A 23,925-nucleotide genomic window follows, 5' to 3' on the forward strand; every position below is an offset into this window, starting at 1 on the left:
ACTTAAACAATTACCGGTTGAAATGGGAATAAAACCTATTAAAAAAGGAATTTAAAATCAACTATAAAGCAGAAACAACTCCCTAAACCTGGGTAAAGATAAATACAATATTTCAAAGCTGAAATATTTTGCCTGGTAAATCTTATTATTTTAATGTTTTTTAAATTTAACATTTATAGCATTTTTAATTGCAATATGCTATACTTTGTACATATTTATTTACAAACTGAAAAAGGCATGAATAGGCGTTTCTGCCCATTTCTCAATACGACAGCACACATAAAATCGACAAATGGGGCACACAATATCACAAAGAAAGAATCATGTCCGCCAGCAGAACGGCAGTCTCAGCTTCATCCCTCGGAGCATCCTTCGGTTTCCATGCAACAATGAATCTTACCGATGCCGACCTGACACTGTAACCTCTGCTCTCCCACTCCGCAAGCGTTTTCTGCATATTGACAGACAACTTGGCCACAGGCATGCCGGCCGCATTATACAGAAAATGATTACCGTATGTAAGCCTGTCGCCGCTACGCAAGGCAAGAACTTCGCTTTTACGGCCTTCGAAGAACTGCAGATACACATCTTTGTGAGAAAGCTGCAAGACTATCTCCTCAGGCATGGCATACTGCTCTCGGTCTGTCATGTGGCGGTCAGCTCTCAGACGGTCAAAACAGTTGCCGTTGGTATAGACAATGAGTCGCTGCTTAGCCCGCGTCATTCCTACATAATAGCGGCGCATCAGGCAGTCGTCTTTCGCATAATTGCCGGAGATAAGCATATACACATCGTCAAACTCACGGCCCTTTGCCTTGTGTATTGTCGATACAACGACATCGGCCCCTGACAGGTCGCAGAAATCTTCGACAGACGACTCAAACACAAACTCCTTGAAATCGCTTAGATATTTAGTCTTGCTGGTCTGCTCAAAAAGTTCGATGCAACGCTTCAGATACACCAAACTTTTACTTCTTTCATAAGACGAGAATGTTTTCTGTTTGGCCTTTTCCCATAAATCATCCTGAATCAGCGGTGAAGTAACATGCTTGCTTATGTATTTCATGAAGTATCTCACCTCTACCATGTTCCAAAAGAGCAGGCCTTCCATCGACTGTATCAGTTTACATTTTATGCCGTGTCTGCGCAGAATGGCAACAAGCGTAACCGTTTCTTCGTTGGTCTGTGTGAGTATGCACGAGGAACCTTTGCCCTTATGCGACATCAAGCAGTCCACGAGCGGCTTATACATATACAAAGAATTGCAGTGGACGACCTCTACCCTACCGTCGCTGTCTTTCATCGACTTTATAGGCGTTACCTTCATTCTCCGGCTTACATTACGCAAAAAGTCGTTAGAGAAATCAACCAAATGACGCTCACTGCGGTAATTCTCCGTCATTTCTATAAAACGGCTACCCTCTTCCTTGGTCAACTGATACATATATTTAGAGTCAGACCCGCGAAACTCGTAAATGTTCTGGTCGTCATCACCAACGGCTATCACGCGCATGTCATCATTGGCATCCATCAGTGCCTTTACAAGTTTATATTCGTCGCCACTCATATCCTGCGCCTCGTCAATAACAAGCACCGTCTTGCCTATCTTTGACGGCTCCACCTCACCGTCGACAATCATCTGAGCCGCGCGCCCAACAACATTGTCAACATCGTCAAGATTGCCGATACGCCCGAGCAAATCAAAGCAATAAGAATGGAATGTCTTTATCTCAACAAAGTGGGCTGCGTTGCCAATAAGCTGCATCAGCCGCTGCTTAAATTCTGTCGCCGCAGCCCTCGAGAACGTCAGCATCAAGAGCTGCTCATGCTTCACATCTTCAAGCAACAAAAGCGATGCCAGCTTATGAACAAGCACACGCGTCTTGCCGCTGCCCGGACCGGCAGCCACGACAATACAGCGCGACTCTTTATCAGAGATAATTTCCATCTGCCGTTCCGACAGCTGTCCAAAAAGCTGCTTGTATTTCTTTGGCGTAAGATTGCGCTGCAGGTCGTTAACTCTCTCACCCTTGAAATATTTTGATATAAACTTTTTATAATCCATCCGGAAATAGTCGCTGACATACTGCAGAGCCGCGTTATAGTCTTTCACCATCAGGTTAGCATATTCGCCTACGATATGCACCTGCTGTATCTTCTGCTTGTAAAACTCATTGAGCATGCGGTAATCTTCCTGCTTGAACCTCGATTTTGTGTCCTTTATTCTTTGTATGTTCATCGCGTTATAAAGAACAAGAAATCCTCCTTCAAGCTTGAGCGCGCCTATCCTCGACAGATACAGCAGAGCCTCTTCCACGTCATCTAGCTTTACATTATCTAACTCGGTGAAAAACGATTTTTGTTTTTGCTTTATATAATTAAGGAGTCCCACAACAGAGAACATAACCGGTTTGCTGCCCGACTTGTCGCCGTCTTTATCATCCACCTGTCCGTAAAGCCATTCTATCGCAACCTGGCATATCTCCATACGCTTTTCAAGACGCTTAATAGTCGACTCCATATCGCCCATGCGCCTCAGCTCCATGTTATGCTGTGCGTCCTCCTTTTTGCGCACATATCCTTTCACTGTCAGAAAATAAAGCAACGTGCGTATGTCTTTCTCTTTAGACGTGGTTATGCCATAGTTCAAGGCATTGTCGTTAAACTGCTTGCACGATATGCGCAACGGTTCATCGGGCAGACAGGTCAATATGTATTTCTCAAGTTTCTCAAATCTCGTCAGCAGCAACATTGCCTTACGCTCAGAGTCGCCTGCGTCAAGCAGGTATGCCGAGATATCCCTGCTGTCGGCCAAGATGCCAGCCTGCCGCATACGCTCAACAGCAGACACCACTTCGCTCTTGCTCAGTCCTAAAATGTCTGCCAGATAGTCAATGCGCGACTCGCCCTCAGCGTCTCCGGCCTTGGCTATGTTCTTCTGCGATATAAGTGACTTTATTATTCTCACGGCTGTCTCCGTTTCGTCGCTGCCGAACAATACCGACGATGTTATGCGCTCTCTTGCCTCGTCCATGTTTTTCACGGTGATGCCTGTAGCATAAACATGCGGCACGTTGTTGCCCCTTATCAGATATCCGCTCTGTTCAAGCGTGGCGAGTGCCGTGCGCACGCGTGTTTCTATGTCATACACCGAATCGTCCCATCCGGCGCAACGCGCTATCTCCAATGCCGAACAGCTGACTTTCGTGCGGAGTTTGGTAAGATTCTTCACGGCTCTCCACACCTGCTGGATTTCGCTGATGCTCAGCTTTGTCTGATTAAGCAATATGAAATGCTTGTCCAGATCGTTGTCATTATACAGCACGTAGCAGCGTGCCGTCAGTTCGGGGTCGCGCCCTGCCCTGCCGGCTTCCTGAACATAATTTTCAAGCGAGTCGGATATGTCGTAATGCACAACAAGCCCCACATCTTTCTTATCAACTCCCATTCCGAAGGCCGAAGTTGCCACTATTATGCGCACCCTGCCGCTCATAAAGGCATCCTGATTGCTTATCTTCTCATCGGCATCCATCTTGCCGTAGAAAGGCAAAGCCTTCAGCCCGTCGGAAGTCAGCTTGCGCGCAAGGTCGACAGTGCGCTTTGTGCGCGACACATATACTATCGCGGGACAGTTGAATTCAGACACCAGCGACCTGAGCTTCAGATACTTGTCATTGTCGGTTTCGGCATATATAACCGAATAACGCAGATTGGTTCTTGAGGAATTAGAGGCAAAAAGTTCAAGATTGATGTTCAGCGTCTTGCTGAAATAATCGCAGATGTCCTGTATCACTTTCTGCTTTGCCGTCGCAGTAAAGCACGACACGGGTATAGGCGTCTTGCACCTTTTTCTTTTATGATATTCGCTGATAAACTTGCCTATGTAGAGATAGTCAACCCTAAAGTCCTGCCCCCATGAAGAGAAGCAGTGAGCCTCATCGATGACAAACCTTACCACATTGCGTGCTGTCAATATCTTTTCGATTGTCTTCGACCTCAGAGTCTCGGGGGAAATATACAGGAGTGAAGCGTCGCCGTCCTGCACTCTTTTTATTGCCAGCGAGCGCGATATAGGGTCAAGCAGTCCGTTAATGGTAACGGCGTCAGTTATGCCACGGTCAGCAAGATTGTCCACCTGGTCTTTCATCAGCGACTGCAAAGGCGAAATTACTACAGTCAGTCCGTGAACGGAACGGCCCTGCATCAGTGCCGGCAACTGAAATGTAAGCGACTTGCCTCCGCCTGTAGGAAATATGGCAAGCAGCGACTTGCCGTCTATCGCAGCCTTGGCAGCCTGCTCCTGAAGCGGCACTCCGTCGTAAGTGCGAAAGCCGTCGTATCCGAAGAAAGTCTTCAGGTTATATCTCACGTTGAGCATTGTGTTGCAGTAGTCGCATCCTTCGCTGCAGCTTGTCTCACGCAGCAACTTCATGACAAACTCAACGGCAGGATAATTCTTAAGCACCCAGCCGGGAGTAACCGAACGATGGTCTGTAGTATCTATCAGCACCAGCGCATACGCCAGTTCGCAGGGATACAGCCTTATCATCATGTCTATGTCTGCATTGCCGCAAATCATTCCTTTATATATGCTGCGCACAAGGTCTGCAGGTCTGTCGTCGACAGCCGTTGCACCAACCATCTTGAAAAATCCTTCAAACTCACGTTTATCTTTCAATAACAATGCGAACAGCATACGCTTTTCTTCAGGCAGCGAATTCCATTGTGCCACTTCGTCCATCAGCAAATCTCTTGCCTTCTCGCAGTCGTTCACGGGATTGTTCATCTGCTCGCTCACCAGCTTGTCGTCTTTCACAAGTCTGTGATACGGACGCTCGGGAAAGAGCAACGGCGAAACATAGAGCGTGTCTACCAAAATCCATGGGCATGGCTCGTCTTCAAACAGATATTTTATGTCATGGTGTATGATGTTATGGCCGCACAGATAATCAACGTCTTTCAGAAAACCGAGCAGCTCGCTTTTAGATGACTTATGAAACACGCCACCGTCATGGCGCAGCGCACCAATGTCATGCACCTTATGGTCACTAAGCCCAATCTCAGCATCTATCACGGCATAATGCGGAGCATTATTATATGTTTCGGATGTAGTTTTCTGACTGAAGATTCCATTCTTATCCTCAGCCTTAATTCCCCGTATTAGTCTTTCCCATATTTTCATGCTTTCCAACCGTAAAAAATTTGTCAACGGTGCAGTCTGACGGCATCATCAATATGCCTCTATCTGCAAATATCCAATTATCAAGGTTACACTTATCAGATTGCAAGACTTGCAATAATTCTTTACAAAAATACAAAAAACTATTTTATTCACATTAATTCAACAAGATTTTATTCGAATTAATGCCACCAGCGCAAATTAACTCAAGCTGCAGCAATAACAGCTAATAATACTTATTATAAAAATCTATGCGAATAAAAATCAGCTGGAAACCATGTTGCGTTATCTGAATTTACGAAACATCATACTGCCATATCCTGCCTTTCGAGAAACAAGATATGGCAGTATTATTTATAGAAGAGAGATGCTTTATTGGTAATTTCCGAATCAATTATGCAACCTATTGCTCATTCTCCCCCTGGTAAGCCTCAACTACATATAAATCAACCATAGGATAACTACTTGCCACACGCTCGATACATCTCTTCACGTCATCCCACTTTAAGCCCCCCAATCCTGCACCTATCGCCGGCATGGCTATTGCCTTAACATCATTACAGACGGCCAAGTAAAGCATTCTGTCTAACGAACCTTCAATATACTCAATTTCAGCCCGGGTACGCCATGTAACCTGAGTTCCGAGATTATATATATGTCCGCCGCCATAATCATAGTCGAACACATCTCCGGGACAAAATTCCCCTTCTTTACACAACTGCTTATACTTAACATACATATCAGGAAATTTAAAGCACAGAAAGCATGGCTAAAATGTTCACGCTGATTTCCTAAAAATAACTCTATGACTTACGCATAAAAAGTGGCCCACTTTTGAGTGAAAAGTGGCCGAGTTACGGGTCGTAAACAGGCCACTAACAGTTTGAAAGTGAATATACGTTGTTTTGTTACACAAACACTATATAAAAAGAGCGAAAATATCAATCTCAAACATAACAAGCCGAAAATGTTACGATTTTCACGCACTTTTTTCTTTATAATGAATTTCTGGGCTTGAAATGACGCAAAAAAGGATAAGGAGAAAGCAGTAAGATGATGTATTGAACGACGGTAAAAACTGACATACGGACATTACTTGCGGCTGGCAAAAAAGCCATAATAAGAAGATGCTTTGCCATAAAGCATGATTATGTTTTTTTACTAAAAAAATCAGAAAGCAATCAGAATTTATTCTATCTTTGCAAAAAAGCACAAGATTATGAAGAAACTCTATTTAATAACATTAATATTCAACGTCTGCATCCTGTCTGCTGCAGCACAAACGTCAGCTAAACAGAATGCACGACAGCCTGCTGACTCTATAAAAATAACAAGGGGCAATGCCGGCATGACGACGATAAGAAATGTTCATCTTGGCAAGAAGGATTCTACGATGCATAAACTAAAGGTGTATAAAATTGACAACAATGCCATAAAGACACCTAAATACGATGCATTCAAGGAGAACATGAAAAGAAAGCCACAGGCCGTTGACTTGCTAAGAGACATTGCCGGACACATTATTAAATAATAGACAAACGCAGAATTAAATAACCTGTATACGCCGAAACATCAACATCAGGGATAAGCCAACAGCAGGATATGATGGCATAAAGCGTCAGCGCAAGATTCTTACAGATGATAAAATCCAAAGAAAAATGCCATGTGCCTATGAGCCGTTCTTGACTTAAGGCATGAAACATGGGCATGAAAGAATTATTTAACACAAAAATTAGTACGCAATAGCAACTAATTCAAAATATAATATTACCTTTGCAAAAAATTTAAATTATGCCAAAGGAATTATTAGGAACAACAATAGGAAAACTGCGCAACAAGCTGCACCGCCTGATGAAACAGCGATATGCTGCCGAGGCAAGCATAAAACTTACCGTTGAAGAGTTTATACTCCTGACAATGATAAGGGCAAAGACCGACCAGATTCTGCAAAACATTGCCATAGCAACAGGCAAGAACAAGTCGGTTGTGATGCGCATGATAGACTCGCTCGAGAAGAAAGGTCTCGTGAAACGCACCGTAAACCCGGAAGACAGACGCGAGAATCTGCTCAGCACCACAGACATGGGCGAACAGGTTGTTGCCGAATACCACAAAATTGAGAAGAAGCTGTCTTACGAATTATTGAAGGGCATACCCGACGAAAAGGTGGAGGTGTTCTTCGAAGTAGTAGAGGAAATATCAAGGCGCACAAACAGTCTTTAACGCGATAAAGGCTGACTATCAGGAAAATAAAGCTCACATCAGCCGTTATATCTCAAATTCAGTCATCCCGAAGTTTAAGTCGTCCACATTGCCCGGACCGCAGAAACACCAAGGCACACAATGCTTTAGCCTGCGGCGCGAAAGGCAACGAAGACGGCAACATAAAAGGTGACCGAAACATAACCTTATGTTTGAGCTTATTATTTTATAGGGATAGTTGCTATTGTAAACTATTTATATTATCAATAAAAATCAGATGAAGAATATAATTAAAAATGTTATTACGTGCCTGTTGCTGATTTGCCCGGCATCATTACACGCACAGCAGACAGCACGCATCATGAGTTTGAATGAATTATTCTCACTGGCCGACACGCAGAGCAAGACGATAAAGATTTACGAGTCGGTTGTAAGCGGTGCCGAGAAGGACATCTCGGTGGCAAAGAATGCCTATCTGCCAAGCGTGGAGTTCTCGGCATCGGCAACGTTCAACGGCAACGCATTGGTGGCCGACCGCGACTTTTCAAACGGACATTCATTTTCATCGCCTCATTTTGGCAACAACTTCGCAATAGAAGCTTCGCAGGTGGTGTTTGCCGGAGGTGCAATCCACTATAACATAAAGGCCCTGGAGATACAAAAGAGAATAAGGGAGTGGGAACTTGCCTCGCACAAGCAGGACGTTTACTTCCTGCTGACAGGCTATTATCTCGACTTGTACAAATACCGCAACCTGCTCACGGTGTATGACAGAAACATGGAACAGACGCGCCAGGTGATACGAGACATGCATGCACGCGAAGCTGCCGGAGTGGCACTGAACAACGATATCACGCGATATGAGGTGCAGTATCAGAATCTGCAATATAAGCGCACTGAGCTTGTAAGCTCGATAAACATCTGTAACGACAAACTGGTAACGATGCTCGAACTGCCTAAGGACACGGAGATATTGCCCGACACGACACTCCTGTCGAGTAACATGCCGAAACCCGTCGAAGCCGAATTTCAGGACATAGCCTACAAGAATTCGCCTATACTAAACAAGAACAGACTTGCGCTCGACATGCTCAGCAAGAAGGAGAAAGTGATAAAATCGGGCTACATGCCGCAGATAAGCATCATAGCCGGCGACAATCTTAAAGGTCCTATCACATACGAAATACCTACATTGGACAACAATATCAACACATGGTACGTAGGCGTGGGACTGAAATTCAACATAGGCAACATATACAAGCTGCCAAAAGACCTGTCGCGCCTGCGCTCTTCAGTGGAGCAGTCGCACAACGAACTTGCGTCGGCCGAAGAAAGCGTATCGCTCGACGTAAACGCCGCATATACAAGATATCTCGACTCGTTTGAACTTCTGAAAACACAGGAAAAGAGCCTTCAGCTTGCACGCGAGAACTACGACGTGATAGCCAACCGCTATGCCAACGACCTTGTGCTCGTGACCGACCTCGTAGACGCCGACAACCTCAGACTGTCGGCCGAGGTTCAATATGTCAACGCACAGATAAACGTAATATACAATTATTACAAGCTCATTTACTCAACCGGTTCACTGAATACGATAATTAAATAATCAAAAATAATTATGAACAGAAAAAATAAAAAGATATTGCGCAACATCATCGTAATCGCAATAATTCTGAGCGAACTGACATGGGTCTGCTCAAAGTTCATACACTTCGGCAATGTTGAATACACCGACAATGCCCAGATAAGACGAAACATCATACCGATAAACTCACGCGTGCAGGGCTTCATACAGAAGGTATGCTTCGATGATTTCCAGTTTGTACACAAAGGAGACACTCTCGTAATCATCGAAAACTCTGAATATAAGCTGAAATTAGAACAGGCAAAGGCAAACTATCAGAAAACCCTCATGGAGAACACGGCCATGGGAACGGCAATATCTACCACGGCAAACAATCTTTCGGTTTCTGACGCAAGCATAGAGGAACTGAGAATAAGGATGAACCAGACCGAAACAGACTACCAAAGATATAAGCAGCTGTATGCACAAAAGGCCGTTACACGCCAGCAATATGACAACGCAAAGGCCGACTATGAGGCTACGAAGGCCAAATATGACATGCTCGTGAGACAAAAGAAGAGTACATCGCTCGTAAAAGACGAACAGACACAACGCCTTGAGCAGAACCAGACAAACATAGACGTAGCCAAGGCAGCAAAAAACCTGGCCGAACTGAATCTGTCGTACACCGTGATTGTTGCCCCGTGCGACGGCTACACATCACGCAAGGCCCTGCAGGAAGGACAGTTTATACAGCCGGGACAGACTCTGCTGTCAATAGTTGAATACGACAACGTGTGGATTATAGCCAACTATAAGGAAACACAGACGGCCAACATACGCGAAGGCATGCCCGTAAGCATAAAGGTGGACGCCGTGCCGGGCGTTGAATATCACGGCAAGGTAGGCAAGCTGGCCAACGCCACAGGCGCACAGTATTCGATTATACCGCAGGACAACTCTGCCGGAAACTTTGTAAAGATTGAACAGCGCGTTCCAATAAAGATTGTATTCACAAAGGAGAACAGCAAGGAAGCTATAGAACGCCTGCGCTCGGGAATGAACGTAGAATGTGAGGTTAAATACTAAAGCCTATGCCAGCACCTTCACCACAAGAAGTAGCAGCCGCAAGGCGCATAATGGTATGGAAAGACTTTGTGCCCCAGCCTCTGCGCTTTCCGCTGATAATATTTATAATTGTTGTCTACATGTTCTCCGGCGGTATATACATGTCGGCCGTGGCCGAGATGACCGGAACATGGGGCTGGATCAACGAAGACGTAATGATGGCAGGCTATGCCTCAATGACGGGACTTACAATGGCCTTTCCGCTGCTGTTCAGGATACTGTTCAGATTCACAACGCGCGACGTTCTCCTGTTCTCTGGTGCAGTGTTTATCATATGCGATTACATCTGCATGATATGCGACTTTCTCCCGCTCGTTGTTGCCCTGTCATTCATTAGCGGTTTCTTTAGAATTGTAAGTACTTTTGTTTGTTGGAGCAGCATCCAGCTTAAGATTACGCCAAAGAGAGACTTTGCGGTGTTCTTTCCATTCCTGTTCACGTTTGTCCTCGGCAGCGTGCAGCTTGTCAACGTTGCCACAGGATACAGCATTTATGCATTCGACTGGCAGGCCATGCACCGCATAACCATTGGTGCGTTCATACTTGTTTTCGCGCTGGTTTATTTCTGCATGCGCAGCAAGTTCCGTCAGGGTCCCTACATCCCGTTCAAGGGCATCGACTATCTCGGTGGAATAATGTGGACACTGTGGCTGTTCTGCATCATATTCATCTGCGTATACGGCGAACACTACGACTGGCTTGACGGCGAACCAATCCGCATAGCCATAGCGTTTGCGGTAATTCTGCTGCTGATGTGTCTGCAACGCGCTGCCACAATCAGGCATCCTTACATAAACATAAGGACGTTTTCGCAACACAACATGCTCTATATATTCATCCTGTTCGGGTGTATGACGCTGATGTCTGCCACGGCTACATCCACCCAGAACATATTTACCTGTTCGATTCTTGGATACGACGCACGCCACAATGCCGACCTCAACTGGGGCATAACGGCAGGAATAGCCGTAGGCACGGGCTTTTTCTTCATGGCTCTGACGAAGTGGAAATGGCGAATTAAGGACATCGTCTTAACCGGGTTTGTTTCTTTTCTGCTTTACCAGACGATGCTGTATTTCCTTATCGACCCTTCAACGGAGAAATACATGCTGTATCTGCCCATGCTGCTTAAGGGCGCCGGAGTGAGCATTGTGTACACATCGCTCACCTACGCCCTTGCCGGCTGCGTCACGTTTGAGTATTATTTCGAGGCCATGTGCGTCATCGGATTTATCCGAACGAGCTTCGGCGGACCGCTCAGTTCGGCCATAATGACCAGGATTTTCAATAACGTCAAACAGGCAAACACAGCCAATCTGGGCAGCTATATCGACCCGATGTACTACAACTGCGAATCATTTCAGACTCTATACAGCGAGTTTCAGCGCCAGATGCTCATGGTTAGCCTTAAAGAGGTCTACGGATGGGCCGTGATAATGGCCGTGATAATCCTGCTCGCCATACTGCTGTCTGACTATCGCGTTCACCTTGGTGCAAGGGCTAGTCAGATGCTCAGGTTGTCACAAATATGGAGGCAAGTGCGCCACAAGTCTGACTAAGGTGCAAAAAGCATAACGGCACGGAGCCTTACGGACGGCAGCACAAGACACGGCAAATAAGCCGTCTGCCGGATATTTCTGCCGCAAATTACAGGTATGCTCTGAAAACGGCCGAAAAACCGTAACTTTTTCGCCAAATATAGTTAAAGATTAAGCATTGGCAACGTCAATAAGCATTATATATTAAGAAAACATCGCAGGTTTAGTTTCAAACCGTTAGTGGGCCGTTTACGACCTGTAAACGGCCCACTTTTCATGCAAAAGTGGGCCACTTTTTATCCGCAAACGGCATACTAATTTCAGACTAAATGCAAGTTGATGAAACAAGGGAGACACAACAAGCGGCAAGGCACGCTGCACTATAAATGAAACAAGGACACCGGACACCTAAAAAATAACGGCAAACACACAAGAATATCGCTGCAAAATCTTATCTTTGCAGCGATATTTTTATTTTACAAAAACAGAAAATGCTTATGAAAAATAACAGAATAACCGAACTTTTCGGCATTGAATATCCCGTAGTTCAGGGCGGTATGGTGTGGTGCAGCGGCTGGCGACTGGCTTCTGCCGTGAGCAATGCGGGCGGTCTGGGACTGCTCGGAGCCGGATCAATGCACCCGGAGACACTGCTTGAGCACATAAACAAGATGAAAGCTGCAACCGACAAGCCATGGGGCGTGAACGTTCCGCTGATGTATCCCGAGATAGACAGACTCATGAAGATGATAATAGACGAGGGCGTAAAGGTTGTGTTCACGTCGGCAGGCAGTCCGAAGAAGTTCACCCCGATGCTTCACGAAGCCGGAATAAAGGTGGCACACGTGGTGTCGAGCAGCAAGTTTGCCGCAAAATGCGAAGAGGCAGGCGTAGACGCTATCGTTGCCGAAGGCTTTGAGGCAGGCGGACATAACGGACGCGAAGAGACAACCACGATGACTCTGATACCGCAGGTGCGCAAGGCAACCACAAAGCCGCTCATAGCAGCAGGCGGAATAGCATCGGGCGAGGCCATGCTCGCAGCCATGGCTCTCGGCGCAGAGGGCATACAGGCAGGCACACTGTTCGCACTCACCGAGGAGAGTTCGGCGTCTGAAGAGTTTAAGAAGAGATGCACAGAACTTGCCGAAGGCGACACCATGCTGTGTCTGAAGAAGATTGCCCCCACCCGACTCATCAAGAACGCCCTATACACCAAGCTGGCCGAAGCTGAAGACAAGGGAGCCACAGCCGACGAACTGCGCGAGATACTCGGCAGGGCAGCATCAAAACGAGGAATATTTGAGGGCGACATGGAGAGCGGCGAACTGGAGATAGGTCAGATTGCCTCAGCGATAAAGACGATAAAGCCTGTGAGTGAGGTGATGAAAGAACTTATCAGCGGCTTTGAAAAGGCAAAGGAAAGAGTTGCACTTCTGTAAGCCTCAACGCTTGTTTATCATCATTTTGCGGCAGAATAAAATGATTCTGCCACAAAATATTATACCCATAAAACAATTCGTCATCCGCAACATCCTTATAAAGCGGCAACAAAAGTCTGCCGCATGATGTTACGGATGACGAATATAATTATCAAACAATATCACGACGGACATCCGTCCGACATCACATATAAATCTTATCCCAACTTTACTTTGAGCCATCGTCCGCTGAACAGGCGCCATAAGAATATTGCGCCGCGGAACGTAAGCTCTATGGCCATCGCCATCCATACGCCGCGCAAGCCGTAGATAGGCGCAAGATAAGCCGCAAGAGTAAGGCGCACGAGCCACATGCTGGCAAGGTTCATACAGGCAGGAACAAGCGTGTCGCCTGCACCGAGGCATACGCTGTAAGCCACTATCGAGGCGGCAAACATCGGCTCGGCAAAAGCCTCTATACGCAAAGCACCGATGCCCAGCTGGCGAATTTCTTCCACAGGCGTCATTATTCCAATCATCTGCGGTGCCGTGATATACATCACGACGCTGATGGCCGCCATGACAATCATGCCAAGAAATACGGTGCGGTAGGCAAAGCTGCGCGCCAGGCGCGGCTGACCTGCACCGATGCTCTGCCCAACAAGCGTGGTGGCAGCCTCGCCGATGCCGTATCCCGGCATGTAGCAAAGGCTCTCGGCGGCTATGGCAAACGTGTTGGCGGCTATGGCAAAGTTGCCAAGCGGGGCAACAATCATCGTACTTACTATCTGCGCACCGCTCATCATAATATACTGTGCGCCCATCGGCGTGCTTATCTTTGCTGCGTTGCGCAGATAATCCCACAGCGGTGCAAAGGTCCATTTCTCCTTTTTCAGCATCAGTTCCGACGACCTGAGCGTTGCAAACCATATCAGCATCACACCCGTAACGATGTATGCAAGAGCCGTTCCAAGGGCAGCTCCTGCCACGCCCATGCCCATTCCGGGCATCAGTATGTCGTAGCCAAGCACGGAGACGTGACGCGTGCTGAATATAAGGAAATAGTTGAACACCACGTCCAGAAGACACATCAGCACGCTGACGGCACTGGGCACGCGCATGTTTCCCGAACTCTTAAGCATGCTCGACGACAGTATTCCAAGCTGATATACGGGCAGCGACATACAGAATATGGCAAAATAGCGCGACGCGTCGGGAGCGATATCGGCTCCTCCGCCAAGCCACAGGGGCAGCGGATCGGCTATGACAAGGCATATGGCAGTAAGGATGAGCGTGAAGAGCGCCGTGGCCATTATGCCCTGACGGAACACCTGGCGCGCCTTTACAAAGTCGTTGGCACCGATAAAGTGGGCAGCCTGCACCGAGAAGCCCATGGCAGCGGCCGATGTAAGACCGCCAAAGAGCCACGTAGTTGACTGTACTATGCCTATCGACGCCGAAGCCTTGGCACCAAGCGAACCAACCATCGACGCATCGATATATACCATCAGGGTGTTTGTCAGCTGTGCCAGAATGGACGGCACGCTGAGCTGGGCTATCAGATTGAGCATCTGACTGCCGTTCATCGTCTGGCCGTTGCGTATCATGGCCAGCAAGTCTTTTCCTTTATTAGCTGAAAACATCGTGCGAAATTACTACTTTTAAGATGAATAAACAAATTACGCGGACAAAAAACACGCGGAAATCTTTTATTAAAGACTTCCGCGCACATTATTCAGTTAATTCAATTTTCTAAAAAAAATGGAGGCTCATGCAATTCGTTTATGCTTTCCCTTACCCCCAATACCTGTTGCTGTATTCACAGCAAACAGGGTTAACATCCGTTACCTTAAACAATCTTTTTTATTTACCTTAATTACCTATGAAAACTTTTTCATGCCTCGCGGCATCTTTGTTATCCTTTACCAAAACAATCTTTCTCTTTACCTTAGCTTTATACCTATGAATTATTAATACCTATTGTTTTGTTTTGACGATGCAAAGATACTGCTGTTTGCGCACACAACCAAACATTTCAAGCATTTTATGCATCAAAACGCATGTTTTTTGACATAAATCAAAATCAGTATACGGGATGTTGATTTTTACATATTATTTGATTACACAAAACGCCACGCTGCGTCAGCACTGCCATGCCGCAACACACATGCGGACAAGAAAGGCTAGGCACGGCAGGACATTGCAATACATAAAGCAGAAAAAGAAAAAGCATGAGGACAAAACGCAAAGACATATACATAATGAAATAAAGGCGCATACATAACATATTTAATATATAGGCATAACCATCGAACATACCAACGTTTACCAACCGTGTATGTTTACATAATAGATTTAAGGTGAATGTATAACTATCGAACTCACAAACGCTACCGACCATACGTGTTTACATTACAAAATTAAGGTGCATGCATAATAAAATTAAGGCATATACATATATAATATAATGTAAAAGGGACGGAAGCGGCATAATGCCGTCCGTCCCCAGGAACATTATCTTTACGTAAGTGTTATTCTGTTATCCACTTGCCTTTCTTGGCATACCACGGGTCTGGCGTAACTCCCGGACGATAATATGCCACGAGGGCTATATCGAACACCAGCGTGCTGTAAGCCGGAATACCGGTGCTTCCGGTTGATCCGTAGCCCAGCTGATAAGGGATATAAACGCGCCAGCGGTCGCCTATGTGCATATACTGCAGCGCTGTGGTGAAGCCGTCTATAAGGCCGCCTACGTACAGCTGGCGAGGCAGAGCTGTCTGAGGATTGAACTCTCCCTCATAGCTCTCGTCGAACACATATCCCTCGGAATAAGAAGTTGAGGGCAGGAGGCGTCCGCGATAGTGCACCAACACAGAGTCGGTGAACATTGGGCATCCGCTGCCCGTTCCTTCCTCGAGCACCTCTACCACGATGTGATCGGCATATCCGGCCGGTATGGTGTCCTCAAGCGAGTAGTTTCTGATAATCTTCCAGCTGCCGTCCTCAATGCCCATAGCCTTCTCGTAGATATTGTCAAAATAGGCCTCGTTGCGGTTTTTCCAGTCGGGAAATTCCTCAACGGTGTCTTCGTTCTCGCTGCAGGCCATGAAGCACAGCGGTGCAATAAGCAGCATCAGAAGGGCAAAAATATTGTACTTCTTCATTTACTGTATCTTTTTAAGAAGACTTGCAATGCTTACCTTATCCTCAATAATGCCGTTGAGTTCGTCGATGCTGACTCTCTCCTGCTCCATTGTGTCGCGGAAGCGCAGCGTAACGGTGTTGTCCTTCAGCGTGTCGTGGTCAACGGTTACACAGTAAGGCGTACCTATTGCGTCCTGACGGCGGTAGCGCTTGCCGATAGAGTCTTTCTCGTCGTACTGGCAGTTGAAGTGGAACTTCAGATTGTTTATTATCTCGCGTGCCTTCTCGGGCAGTCCGTCTTTCTTTACAAGAGGCATCACGCAGAGCTTGACAGGAGCCAGGGCTGCGGGCAACTTGAGCACAACGCGTGTCTCGCCGTTCTCGAGTTTCTCCTCGCAGTAAGAGTGGCACATGATTGAGAGGAACATACGGTCAACGCCGATAGATGTCTCGATGTCATACGGAGTGTAGCTCTCGTTGGTCTGCGGGTCGAAGTATTTGATCGAGCGGCCTGAGAACTTCTCATGCTGCGACAGGTCGAAGTCGGTGCGGCTGTGTATACCCTCAACCTCCTTGAATCCGAACGGCATACGGAACTCGATGTCGGTAGCGGCGTTTGCATAGTGGGCCAGCTTCTCGTGGTCGTGGAAACGGTAGTTCTCCTCGCCGAAGCCGAGGGCCTGATGCCACTTCATACGTGTCTCCTTCCACTTCTGGAACCACTCGATCTCTGTTCCGGGCTTAACGAAGAACTGCATCTCCATCTGCTCGAACTCGCGCATACGGAAGATAAACTGGCGTGCAACAATCTCGTTGCGGAAGGCCTTGCCTATCTGTGCTATGCCGAAAGGTATCTTCATGCGGCCTGTCTTCTGCACGTTAAGGTAGTTTACGAATATACCCTGTGCTGTCTCGGGGCGCAGATAAATCTTGCTTGCGCTGTCGGCTGTAGAGCCCATCTCGGTTGAGAACATGAGGTTAAACTGGCGCACGTCGGTCCAGTTCTTTGTTCCGCTGATCGGGTCGACGATGCCTTCGTCGAGTATTATCTGCTTCAGCTCATTGAGGTCCATGGCGTTCATGGCCTCGCTGTAGCGCTCGTGCAGGGCGTCGCGCTTCTTCTGGTTGTCGAGCACGCGTGGGTTGGTCTCGCGGAACTTAGCCTCGTCGAAAGCCTCGCCAAACTTTTTGCGGGCCTTCTCCACTTCCTTGTTTATCTTTTCCTCGTATTTTGCTATCTGGTCTTCAATAAGCACGTCGGCGCGGTAGCGCTTCTTTGAGTCGCGGTTGTCGATGAGCGGGTCGTTGAATGCGTCAACGTGTCCCGATGCCTTCCATATCGTTGGGTGCATAAAGATGGCCGAGTCGATGCCCACGATGTTCTCGTGAAGCAGCACCATGCTCTTCCACCAGTATTCCTTAATATTGTTTTTCAGTTCAACACCGTTCTGTCCGTAGTCGTAAACTGCGGCCAAGCCGTCATAGATGTCGCTGCTCGGGAACACGAATCCGTACTCCTTGCAGTGAGACACTATTTTCTTAAAAACATCTTCTTGTGCCATTGTTGTTTATTTACCTTAAATTTTTATTTCACAGAAAAGCCCTCTGCGAGGGCAACAAAAAGTTATCGTATAAACACTTTTGCGTGCAAAGATAATGCAAAGCTACCGAAACACAAAACTTTTTCACACACATTATTATATTTATTTCGTCCGTGGCCCGTGCCGGCGGGTGCCTGCTGCCATGCGGCGCGTTATGTTTATTTAACACGGAGACGGCTGCCGGTTTTTCATGTCTGAAGCCGGATTCTTGAGCAGCACGGGCATTCTGAGAGCGTCAAACGGACGGCAACGGGCATTTCCGATTAACTTTATTTAACCTCGCACAGACCGTCCTCAACGGCATCTCAGCATAAGGCCGCGCTGCCGCTCCTTATATAAAAAATAAAATATTTATTTTGCATTGTCTCCGATTTTAGCTATCTTTGCATAAGATAAGCGGCATCTCAGCATAACACTTAAACATGTTTCAACAAACAGGTTTAGTGGTTCTGCGTTCGATTTGCATTATCTTTGCATAAGATAAGCGGCATCTCAGCATAACACTTAAACATGTTTCAGCAAACAGGTTTAGTGGTTCTGCGTTCGATTTGCATTATCCTTGCATAAGATAAGCCGCACGAAGGCATCAAGCTAAAACAAGCCGGGCTGCAAAAGCCACACCGATTTGCATTATCTTTTCTACAGACATACATCATCATGGACGACAATATTAAAGACCCCGAAAACATAGAAGAGCAGGACATGCCCGTTCAGGACGACAGCAACGACATCGAACCCGAAAGCCACTCTGACTATAAGCCGGCCAACAGGTTTGACGCCTCTGCCGTGCATCATCTGAGCGGAATGTACCAGAACTGGTTTCTCGACTACGCATCATACGTTATCCTTGAGCGTGCCGTGCCCCACATCGAAGACGGACTGAAGCCCGTTCAGCGACGCATACTGCACTCTATGAAGCGCATGGACGACGGACGCTACAACAAGGTGGCCAACATCGTGGGCCACACCATGCAGTTTCACCCTCACGGAGACGCATCTATAGGCGACGCGCTCGTGCAGCTCGGACAGAAAGACCTGCTCGTAGACTGCCAGGGTAACTGGGGAAACATACTCACGGGCGACCGTGCCGCCGCTCCGCGATACATCGAGGCGCGCCTGTCTAAGTTTGCGCTCGACGTGGTGTTCAATCCTAAGACCACCGAATGGCAGCTGAGCTACGACGGCCGCAACAAGGAGCCTATCACGCTGCCGGCAAAGTTTCCGCTGCTGCTGGCACAGGGAGCCGAGGGCATAGCCGTGGGATTGTCGTCAAAGATTCTGCCGCACAACCTCAACGAGATATGCGACGCCGCCATAAGCTATCTGCACGGCGAGCCGTTTACGCTCTATCCCGACTTCCCGACGGGCGGAAGCATCGACGTGAGCAAATACAACGAAGGACAGCGCGGGGGCACGCTGAAGGTGAGGGCAAAGATAGAAAAGCTCGACAGCAAGACGCTCGTGATACGCGAGATACCCTTCGGCAAGACCACCACTACGCTTATCGACTCGATACTCAAGGCCATCGAGAAGGGCAAGATAAAGGCACGCAAGGTGGACGACAACACGGCCGCACAGGTGGAGATACAGGTGCACCTGGCTCCCGGCGTGTCGTCAGACAAGGCCATCGACGCCCTCTACGCCTTCTCCGACTGCGAGATAAACATCTCGCCCAACTGCTGCGTAATCGAAGACAACAAGCCGCAGTTCCTGACCGTGAACGACGTGCTGCGCCACTCTACCGACCGCACCATGGCCCTGCTGCGCAAGGAGCTCGAGATACGCAAGCATGAGCTGCTCGAGCAGCTCCACTTCTCGTCGCTCGAAAAGATATTCATCGAGGAGCGCATCTACAAAGACCGCAAGTTTGAGCAGGCTCCCGACATGGACGCAGCATGCGAGCACATCGACAACAGGCTGACGCCGTTCTATCCGCAGATGATACGCGAGGTTACAAAGGACGACATCCTGCGCCTCATGGACATCAAGATGGCACGCATACTGAAGTTCAACAAGGACAAGGCCGAGGAGCTGATAGCCAAGATAAAGGCCGAAGTGGACGACATAAACCATAAGCTGAACAACATGGTTGAGGTTACGGCCGACTGGTTCAGGTATCTGAAGGAGAAATACGGAGCCGCACATCCCCGACTGACCGAGATAAAGAACTTCGACACCATCGAGGCTACAAAGGTCATCGAGGCCAACGAGAAGCTGTATATCAACCGCAACGACGGCTTCATAGGCACCGGACTGAAGAAAGACGAGTTTGTGTGCAACTGCTCCGACATCGACGACATCATCATCTTCTACAAGGAAGGCAAATATAAGGTGGTGCGCGTGGCCGACAAGATATTCGTGGGCAAGAACATCCTGCACGTGGCCGTGTTCAAGAAGAACGACCGCCGCACCGTCTACAACGTTGTCTACCGCGACGGAAAGCAGGGCAAATACTTCATGAAACGCTTCTGCGTGACCAGCATTACGCGCGACCGCGAATACGAGTTCACGCAAGGCACGCCCGGTTCGCGCGTGGTTTACTTCACCGCCAACCCCAACGGCGAGGCCGAGGTGATAAAGATTACGCTCGACCCGGCACCGCGACTGAAGAACATCTTTAAGGAGAAAGACTTCTCTGAGGTTGCCATCAAGAGCCGCGGGGCAAAGGGCGTGGTGATGACACGCTTCAACGTGCACCGCATATCGCTCAAGAGCCACGGCCACAGCACGCTGGGCGGACGCAAGGTGTGGTTCGACCCCGACGTCAAACGACTCAACTACGACAGCCACGGACGCCTGCTCGGCGAGTTTAACGAGGACGACAGCATACTGGTGGTGCTCGACAACGGCGACTTCTATCTCACCAACTTCGACGCCAACAACCATTATGAAGACAACATAAAGATTATCGAGAAGTTCGACGAGCACAAGGTGTGGACCGCCGTGCTCTATGACGCCGACCAGCAGGGCTATCCTTACTTGAAGCGATTCACCATGGAAGCCACCAAGCGCAAGCAGAACTACGTGAGCGACAACCCGGCAAGCCGGCTCGTGGCGCTCACCGACGAGCCTTATCCGCGCTTCCTCGTAACCTTCGGAGGACGCGACGCCTTCCGCGGCACGATGGAGATTGAGGCCGAACAGTTTGTAGGCGTTAAGGGATTCAAGGCCAAAGGCAAGCGCATAACCAACTGGGAGACGGAGAGCATAGAGCAGCTTGAGCCGGCACAACAGCCCGAACAGGAGCCTGAAGACAGCACACCTGAAGAGCAGCCGGCTGAAGAGACACCGCAACAGGAGAACCTCGACCCCGATGCAGGCAAGAGCCAGCAGCAGGTGATAGACGAGATTACAGGACAGCTCAGCCTTTTCAACGACAATGAAGATAATTAAGCTATTAACGCTCGCGGCCATGCTTGCCTCCTCTGCGGCGGCATGTGCCCTGCCCTGCGGCAAAGGGTCTGAAGACGGGACGGCACTGCACGGCAGCCTCAACACAGGCAACGTATATGTCCCCGACACCATAAGGAACAACAAAATTATAACCAACGCCCAGATGATAGGCATCGGGGCAGTGAACATTCTCGACACTTACCTCTCGCCCGAGAAGTATCGCGGCACCGAGCTGCGCTACATTTCACACACGCTGCGCGAGCGCAGGGACAGCCGCTGGTCGCGCCTGATAGTACATCAGGGCAACATGTCCTACAGCGACAACCGCTCGGGCAACGGCGGCGAGATAGCCGGAGCCTACACGTTCAGCTACGGCGTACACTACAACTGGAACTTCTTCGACGGCAGCCTCAACGTCAAGGCCGGCGCACAGGCCGATGTCAACGTGGGCTTTCTCTACAACACGCGCAACAGCAACAACCCTGCGCAGGCACGCCTGTCGCTCAACATATCGCCGTCGGCAGCCGCCACATACCGCTTTCGCCTGTGGCAGCACAACTACTCGCTGCGCTATGAGCTGAGCGTTCCGCTCATGGGACTGATGTTCAGCCCCAACTACGGACAGTCGTACTACGAGATTTTCAGCCGCGGCAACTACGACCACAACATCGTGCCTACCACCTTCGGCAGCACGCCGTCGCTGCGCCAGATGCTCACCTTCGACTTCTCGCTCGGCCGCACCACGCTGCGCCTTGGCTACATGGGCGACTTCCAGCAGGCCAGGGTGAACAACCTGAAATATCATTCTTACTCTAACATGCTGCTCATCGGCATTGTCAGACAGTTCAACATAACTAAAATAGTACCATGAGAAGAGTCTTAAACTTTCTGCTTCCGCTCATCGTGGCACTTGCCGCCGTGTCGTGTGTCGACGAAGAGGAATACAGCGACGACCCGCGCGGCAACTTCGAGGCGCTCTGGAAGATAATGAACGAACACTATTGCTTCTTCGACTATAAGAACAGCGAGTACGGACTCGACTGGAACGAGGTGTATGCGCGCTACAGCCGGCAGATAGACGACGGCATGACGAGCACCCAGCTGTTTGAGGTATTGGGCAACATGCTCGGCGAACTGCGCGACGGACACGTCAACATGTACGCCTCGTTCGACCAGTCGCGCTACTGGAGCTGGAAGGAAGACTATCCCGCCAACTTCAGCGACTCGCTGCAACGGCGCTATCTCGGCACCGACTACAAGATTTCTTCGGGCATAAAATACCGCAAGCTCGACGACAACATAGGCTACATCTACTGCGGATCGTTCTCCAACGCAATAGGCAGCGGCAATCTTAACGACATACTTATGGACCTCGCCACGTGCAACGCTCTCATCGTTGACGTGAGAGACAACGGCGGAGGAATGCTTACCTCGGCCGAAACCCTGGCGTCGCGCTTCACCGACGAGGAGATTCTCGTGGGCTACATACAGCACAAGACAGGTCCCGGCCACAACGATTTCTCCGAACCGGAAGAGCAGAAGCTGAAGCCTTCGAGCGGACTCAGATGGCACAAGCCCGTGGCCGTGCTCACCAACAGGGCCGTGTTCAGCGCCGCCAACGAGTTTGTCAAGTATATGAAGTGCTGCCCCGGCGTAACCGTCATCGGCGACAAGACGGGCGGAGGCGCAGGCATGCCCTTCAGCAGCGAGCTGCCCAACGGCTGGTCGGTGCGCTTCAGCGCATGCCCCATGTACGACCGCGACATGAACTGCACCGAGTTTGGCATAGAGCCCGACCATAACGTACAGCTCACCGACAGCGACTTTGCCAAGGGCCGCGACACAATAATAGAATATGCACGCAACATCCTTAACCAATGAACAACAGCAACACTTCTGACACAATAAGGCTCGACAACCTTACCATAGGATACAAGACACACGACGGCATACGCACCGTGGCAAAGGACATCAACGCTTCTATAAAGAGCGGCAAGCTGACATGCCTCGTCGGGACCAACGGCATCGGCAAGTCTACGCTGCTCAGAACGCTGTCGGGATTTCAGCCACGGCTTGGCGGAAGCATTGTCATCAACGGCAGCGAGCTGTCGGGCTACACGCCGCGCGACCTCTCGCGCATAGTCAGCGTGGTGCTTACGTCGAGGCCGTCGTCGATAAACTTCACCGTAGAGGAGATAGTGGCACTTGGCCGCACGCCCTACACCGGATTCTGGGGAACGCTCAATGATGCCGACAAAGAGATTGTAAGCGAGAGCATCAGGCTTGCCGGAATATCCCATCTGGCCAAGCGCAACGCCATGTCGCTAAGCGACGGAGAGCGTCAGAAGATGATGATAGCCAAGGCACTTGCGCAGCAGACGCCCGTGATAATGCTCGACGAGCCCACCGCCTTTCTCGACTATCCGAGCAAGGTGGAGACAATGCTCCTGCTGACACGCCTGTGCCGCGAGGAAGGCAAGACGATATTCATGTCGTCGCACGACCTCGAACTCGTCATTCAGCTTGCCGACATCTTATGGGTTATGGAGCAGGGCGGCACCATATCTGTAGGCACTCCCAAGGCTCTCGCCGACGAGGGAACGCTCAACCGCTTCATTGAGCGCACCGGCATAATGTTCGACAAAGAGGCAATGCGCATAACCGTATGCAAGAGCGGCGCCGACTGACATTTTAAGACGATACTAAAGCGGCGGGCATACACATTAGTATGAATATGTATGCCTTGCTT

The 23,925-nt window shown here is 49.0% G+C and carries 15 protein-coding genes; 10 read left to right on the top strand and 5 right to left on the bottom strand.

The window, feature by feature from the left end:
• Positions 1-307: 307 nt before the first annotated feature.
• Together EJL04_RS09815 and EJL04_RS09820 are read right to left on the bottom strand one after the other, a co-directional pair.
• A complete protein-coding gene (locus EJL04_RS09815) occupies positions 308-5,182 on the bottom strand; it encodes a RecQ family ATP-dependent DNA helicase (protein ID WP_125104814.1) in 4,875 nt (1,624 codons plus the stop codon).
• A gap of 400 nt (positions 5,183-5,582) precedes the next feature.
• Complete coding sequence (locus EJL04_RS09820; protein WP_125104815.1) at positions 5,583-5,918, bottom strand: macro domain-containing protein; 336 nt, start codon at positions 5,916-5,918, stop codon at positions 5,583-5,585.
• A gap of 480 nt (positions 5,919-6,398) precedes the next feature.
• On the opposite strand from EJL04_RS09820, the gene EJL04_RS09825 reads away from it, so the two are divergent.
• From EJL04_RS09825 to EJL04_RS09850, 6 genes are all read left to right on the top strand, one after another.
• Complete coding sequence (locus EJL04_RS09825; protein WP_125104816.1) at positions 6,399-6,710, top strand: hypothetical protein; 312 nt, start codon at positions 6,399-6,401, stop codon at positions 6,708-6,710.
• A 260-nt stretch (positions 6,711-6,970) separates the two neighbouring features.
• On the top strand, positions 6,971-7,402 hold the full coding sequence (locus EJL04_RS09830) for a MarR family winged helix-turn-helix transcriptional regulator (protein WP_053397969.1): 432 nt from the start codon (positions 6,971-6,973) through the stop codon (positions 7,400-7,402).
• A gap of 256 nt (positions 7,403-7,658) precedes the next feature.
• Positions 7,659-8,990 carry a TolC family protein gene (locus EJL04_RS09835; RefSeq protein WP_125104817.1) on the top strand — a complete coding sequence of 444 codons (1,332 nt, stop codon included), beginning with the start codon at positions 7,659-7,661 and terminating at the stop codon, positions 8,988-8,990.
• A gap of 12 nt (positions 8,991-9,002) precedes the next feature.
• Positions 9,003-10,037, top strand: a complete 1,035-nt coding sequence (locus tag EJL04_RS09840; RefSeq protein ID WP_125104818.1) for an HlyD family secretion protein — start codon at positions 9,003-9,005, stop codon at positions 10,035-10,037.
• A 5-nt stretch (positions 10,038-10,042) separates the two neighbouring features.
• A complete protein-coding gene (locus tag EJL04_RS09845) occupies positions 10,043-11,635 on the top strand; it encodes an MFS transporter (protein WP_125104819.1) in 1,593 nt (530 codons plus the stop codon).
• A gap of 476 nt (positions 11,636-12,111) precedes the next feature.
• The gene (locus EJL04_RS09850; protein WP_125104820.1) at positions 12,112-13,056 is read left to right on the top strand and encodes an NAD(P)H-dependent flavin oxidoreductase; all 945 of its coding nucleotides are present in this window, start codon (positions 12,112-12,114) and stop codon (positions 13,054-13,056) included.
• A gap of 197 nt (positions 13,057-13,253) precedes the next feature.
• Here the strand turns inward: EJL04_RS09850 and EJL04_RS09855 are convergent, their stop codons facing one another.
• The 3 genes from EJL04_RS09855 to EJL04_RS09865 form a co-directional block, all read right to left on the bottom strand.
• Positions 13,254-14,678 (bottom strand): MATE family efflux transporter, encoded by a 1,425-nt coding sequence (locus EJL04_RS09855; RefSeq protein WP_125104821.1) that lies wholly within the window; start codon positions 14,676-14,678, stop codon positions 13,254-13,256.
• An 888-nt stretch (positions 14,679-15,566) separates the two neighbouring features.
• The gene (locus tag EJL04_RS09860; protein ID WP_125104822.1) at positions 15,567-16,202 is read right to left on the bottom strand and encodes a BamJ family beta-barrel-assembly machinery protein; all 636 of its coding nucleotides are present in this window, start codon (positions 16,200-16,202) and stop codon (positions 15,567-15,569) included.
• The gene (locus tag EJL04_RS09865) at positions 16,203-17,744 is read right to left on the bottom strand and encodes a glycine--tRNA ligase (RefSeq protein WP_125104823.1); all 1,542 of its coding nucleotides are present in this window, start codon (positions 17,742-17,744) and stop codon (positions 16,203-16,205) included. It lies immediately after the preceding gene.
• 696 nt (positions 17,745-18,440) lie between these two features.
• Between EJL04_RS09865 and EJL04_RS09870 the strand changes: the two genes are divergently transcribed.
• The 4 genes from EJL04_RS09870 to EJL04_RS09885 are packed head-to-tail and all read left to right on the top strand — an operon-like array spanning position 18,441 to position 23,863.
• On the top strand, positions 18,441-21,176 hold the full coding sequence (locus EJL04_RS09870) for a DNA gyrase/topoisomerase IV subunit A (protein WP_021853413.1): 2,736 nt from the start codon (positions 18,441-18,443) through the stop codon (positions 21,174-21,176).
• On the top strand, positions 21,163-22,047 hold the full coding sequence (locus EJL04_RS09875) for a DUF3316 domain-containing protein (protein ID WP_125104824.1): 885 nt from the start codon (positions 21,163-21,165) through the stop codon (positions 22,045-22,047). The genes EJL04_RS09870 and EJL04_RS09875 overlap by 14 nt, the downstream gene beginning before the upstream one ends.
• Complete coding sequence (locus EJL04_RS09880; protein ID WP_125104825.1) at positions 22,044-23,057, top strand: S41 family peptidase; 1,014 nt, start codon at positions 22,044-22,046, stop codon at positions 23,055-23,057. Before EJL04_RS09875 ends, EJL04_RS09880 begins: the two co-directional genes overlap by 4 nt.
• Complete coding sequence (locus tag EJL04_RS09885) at positions 23,054-23,863, top strand: ABC transporter ATP-binding protein (RefSeq protein WP_125104826.1); 810 nt, start codon at positions 23,054-23,056, stop codon at positions 23,861-23,863. The genes EJL04_RS09880 and EJL04_RS09885 overlap by 4 nt, the downstream gene beginning before the upstream one ends.
• Positions 23,864-23,925 lie beyond the last annotated feature (62 nt).

The organism is Prevotella marseillensis (assembly GCF_900625065.1).
Taxonomy (GTDB): Bacteria; Bacteroidota; Bacteroidia; order Bacteroidales; family Bacteroidaceae; genus Prevotella; species Prevotella rara.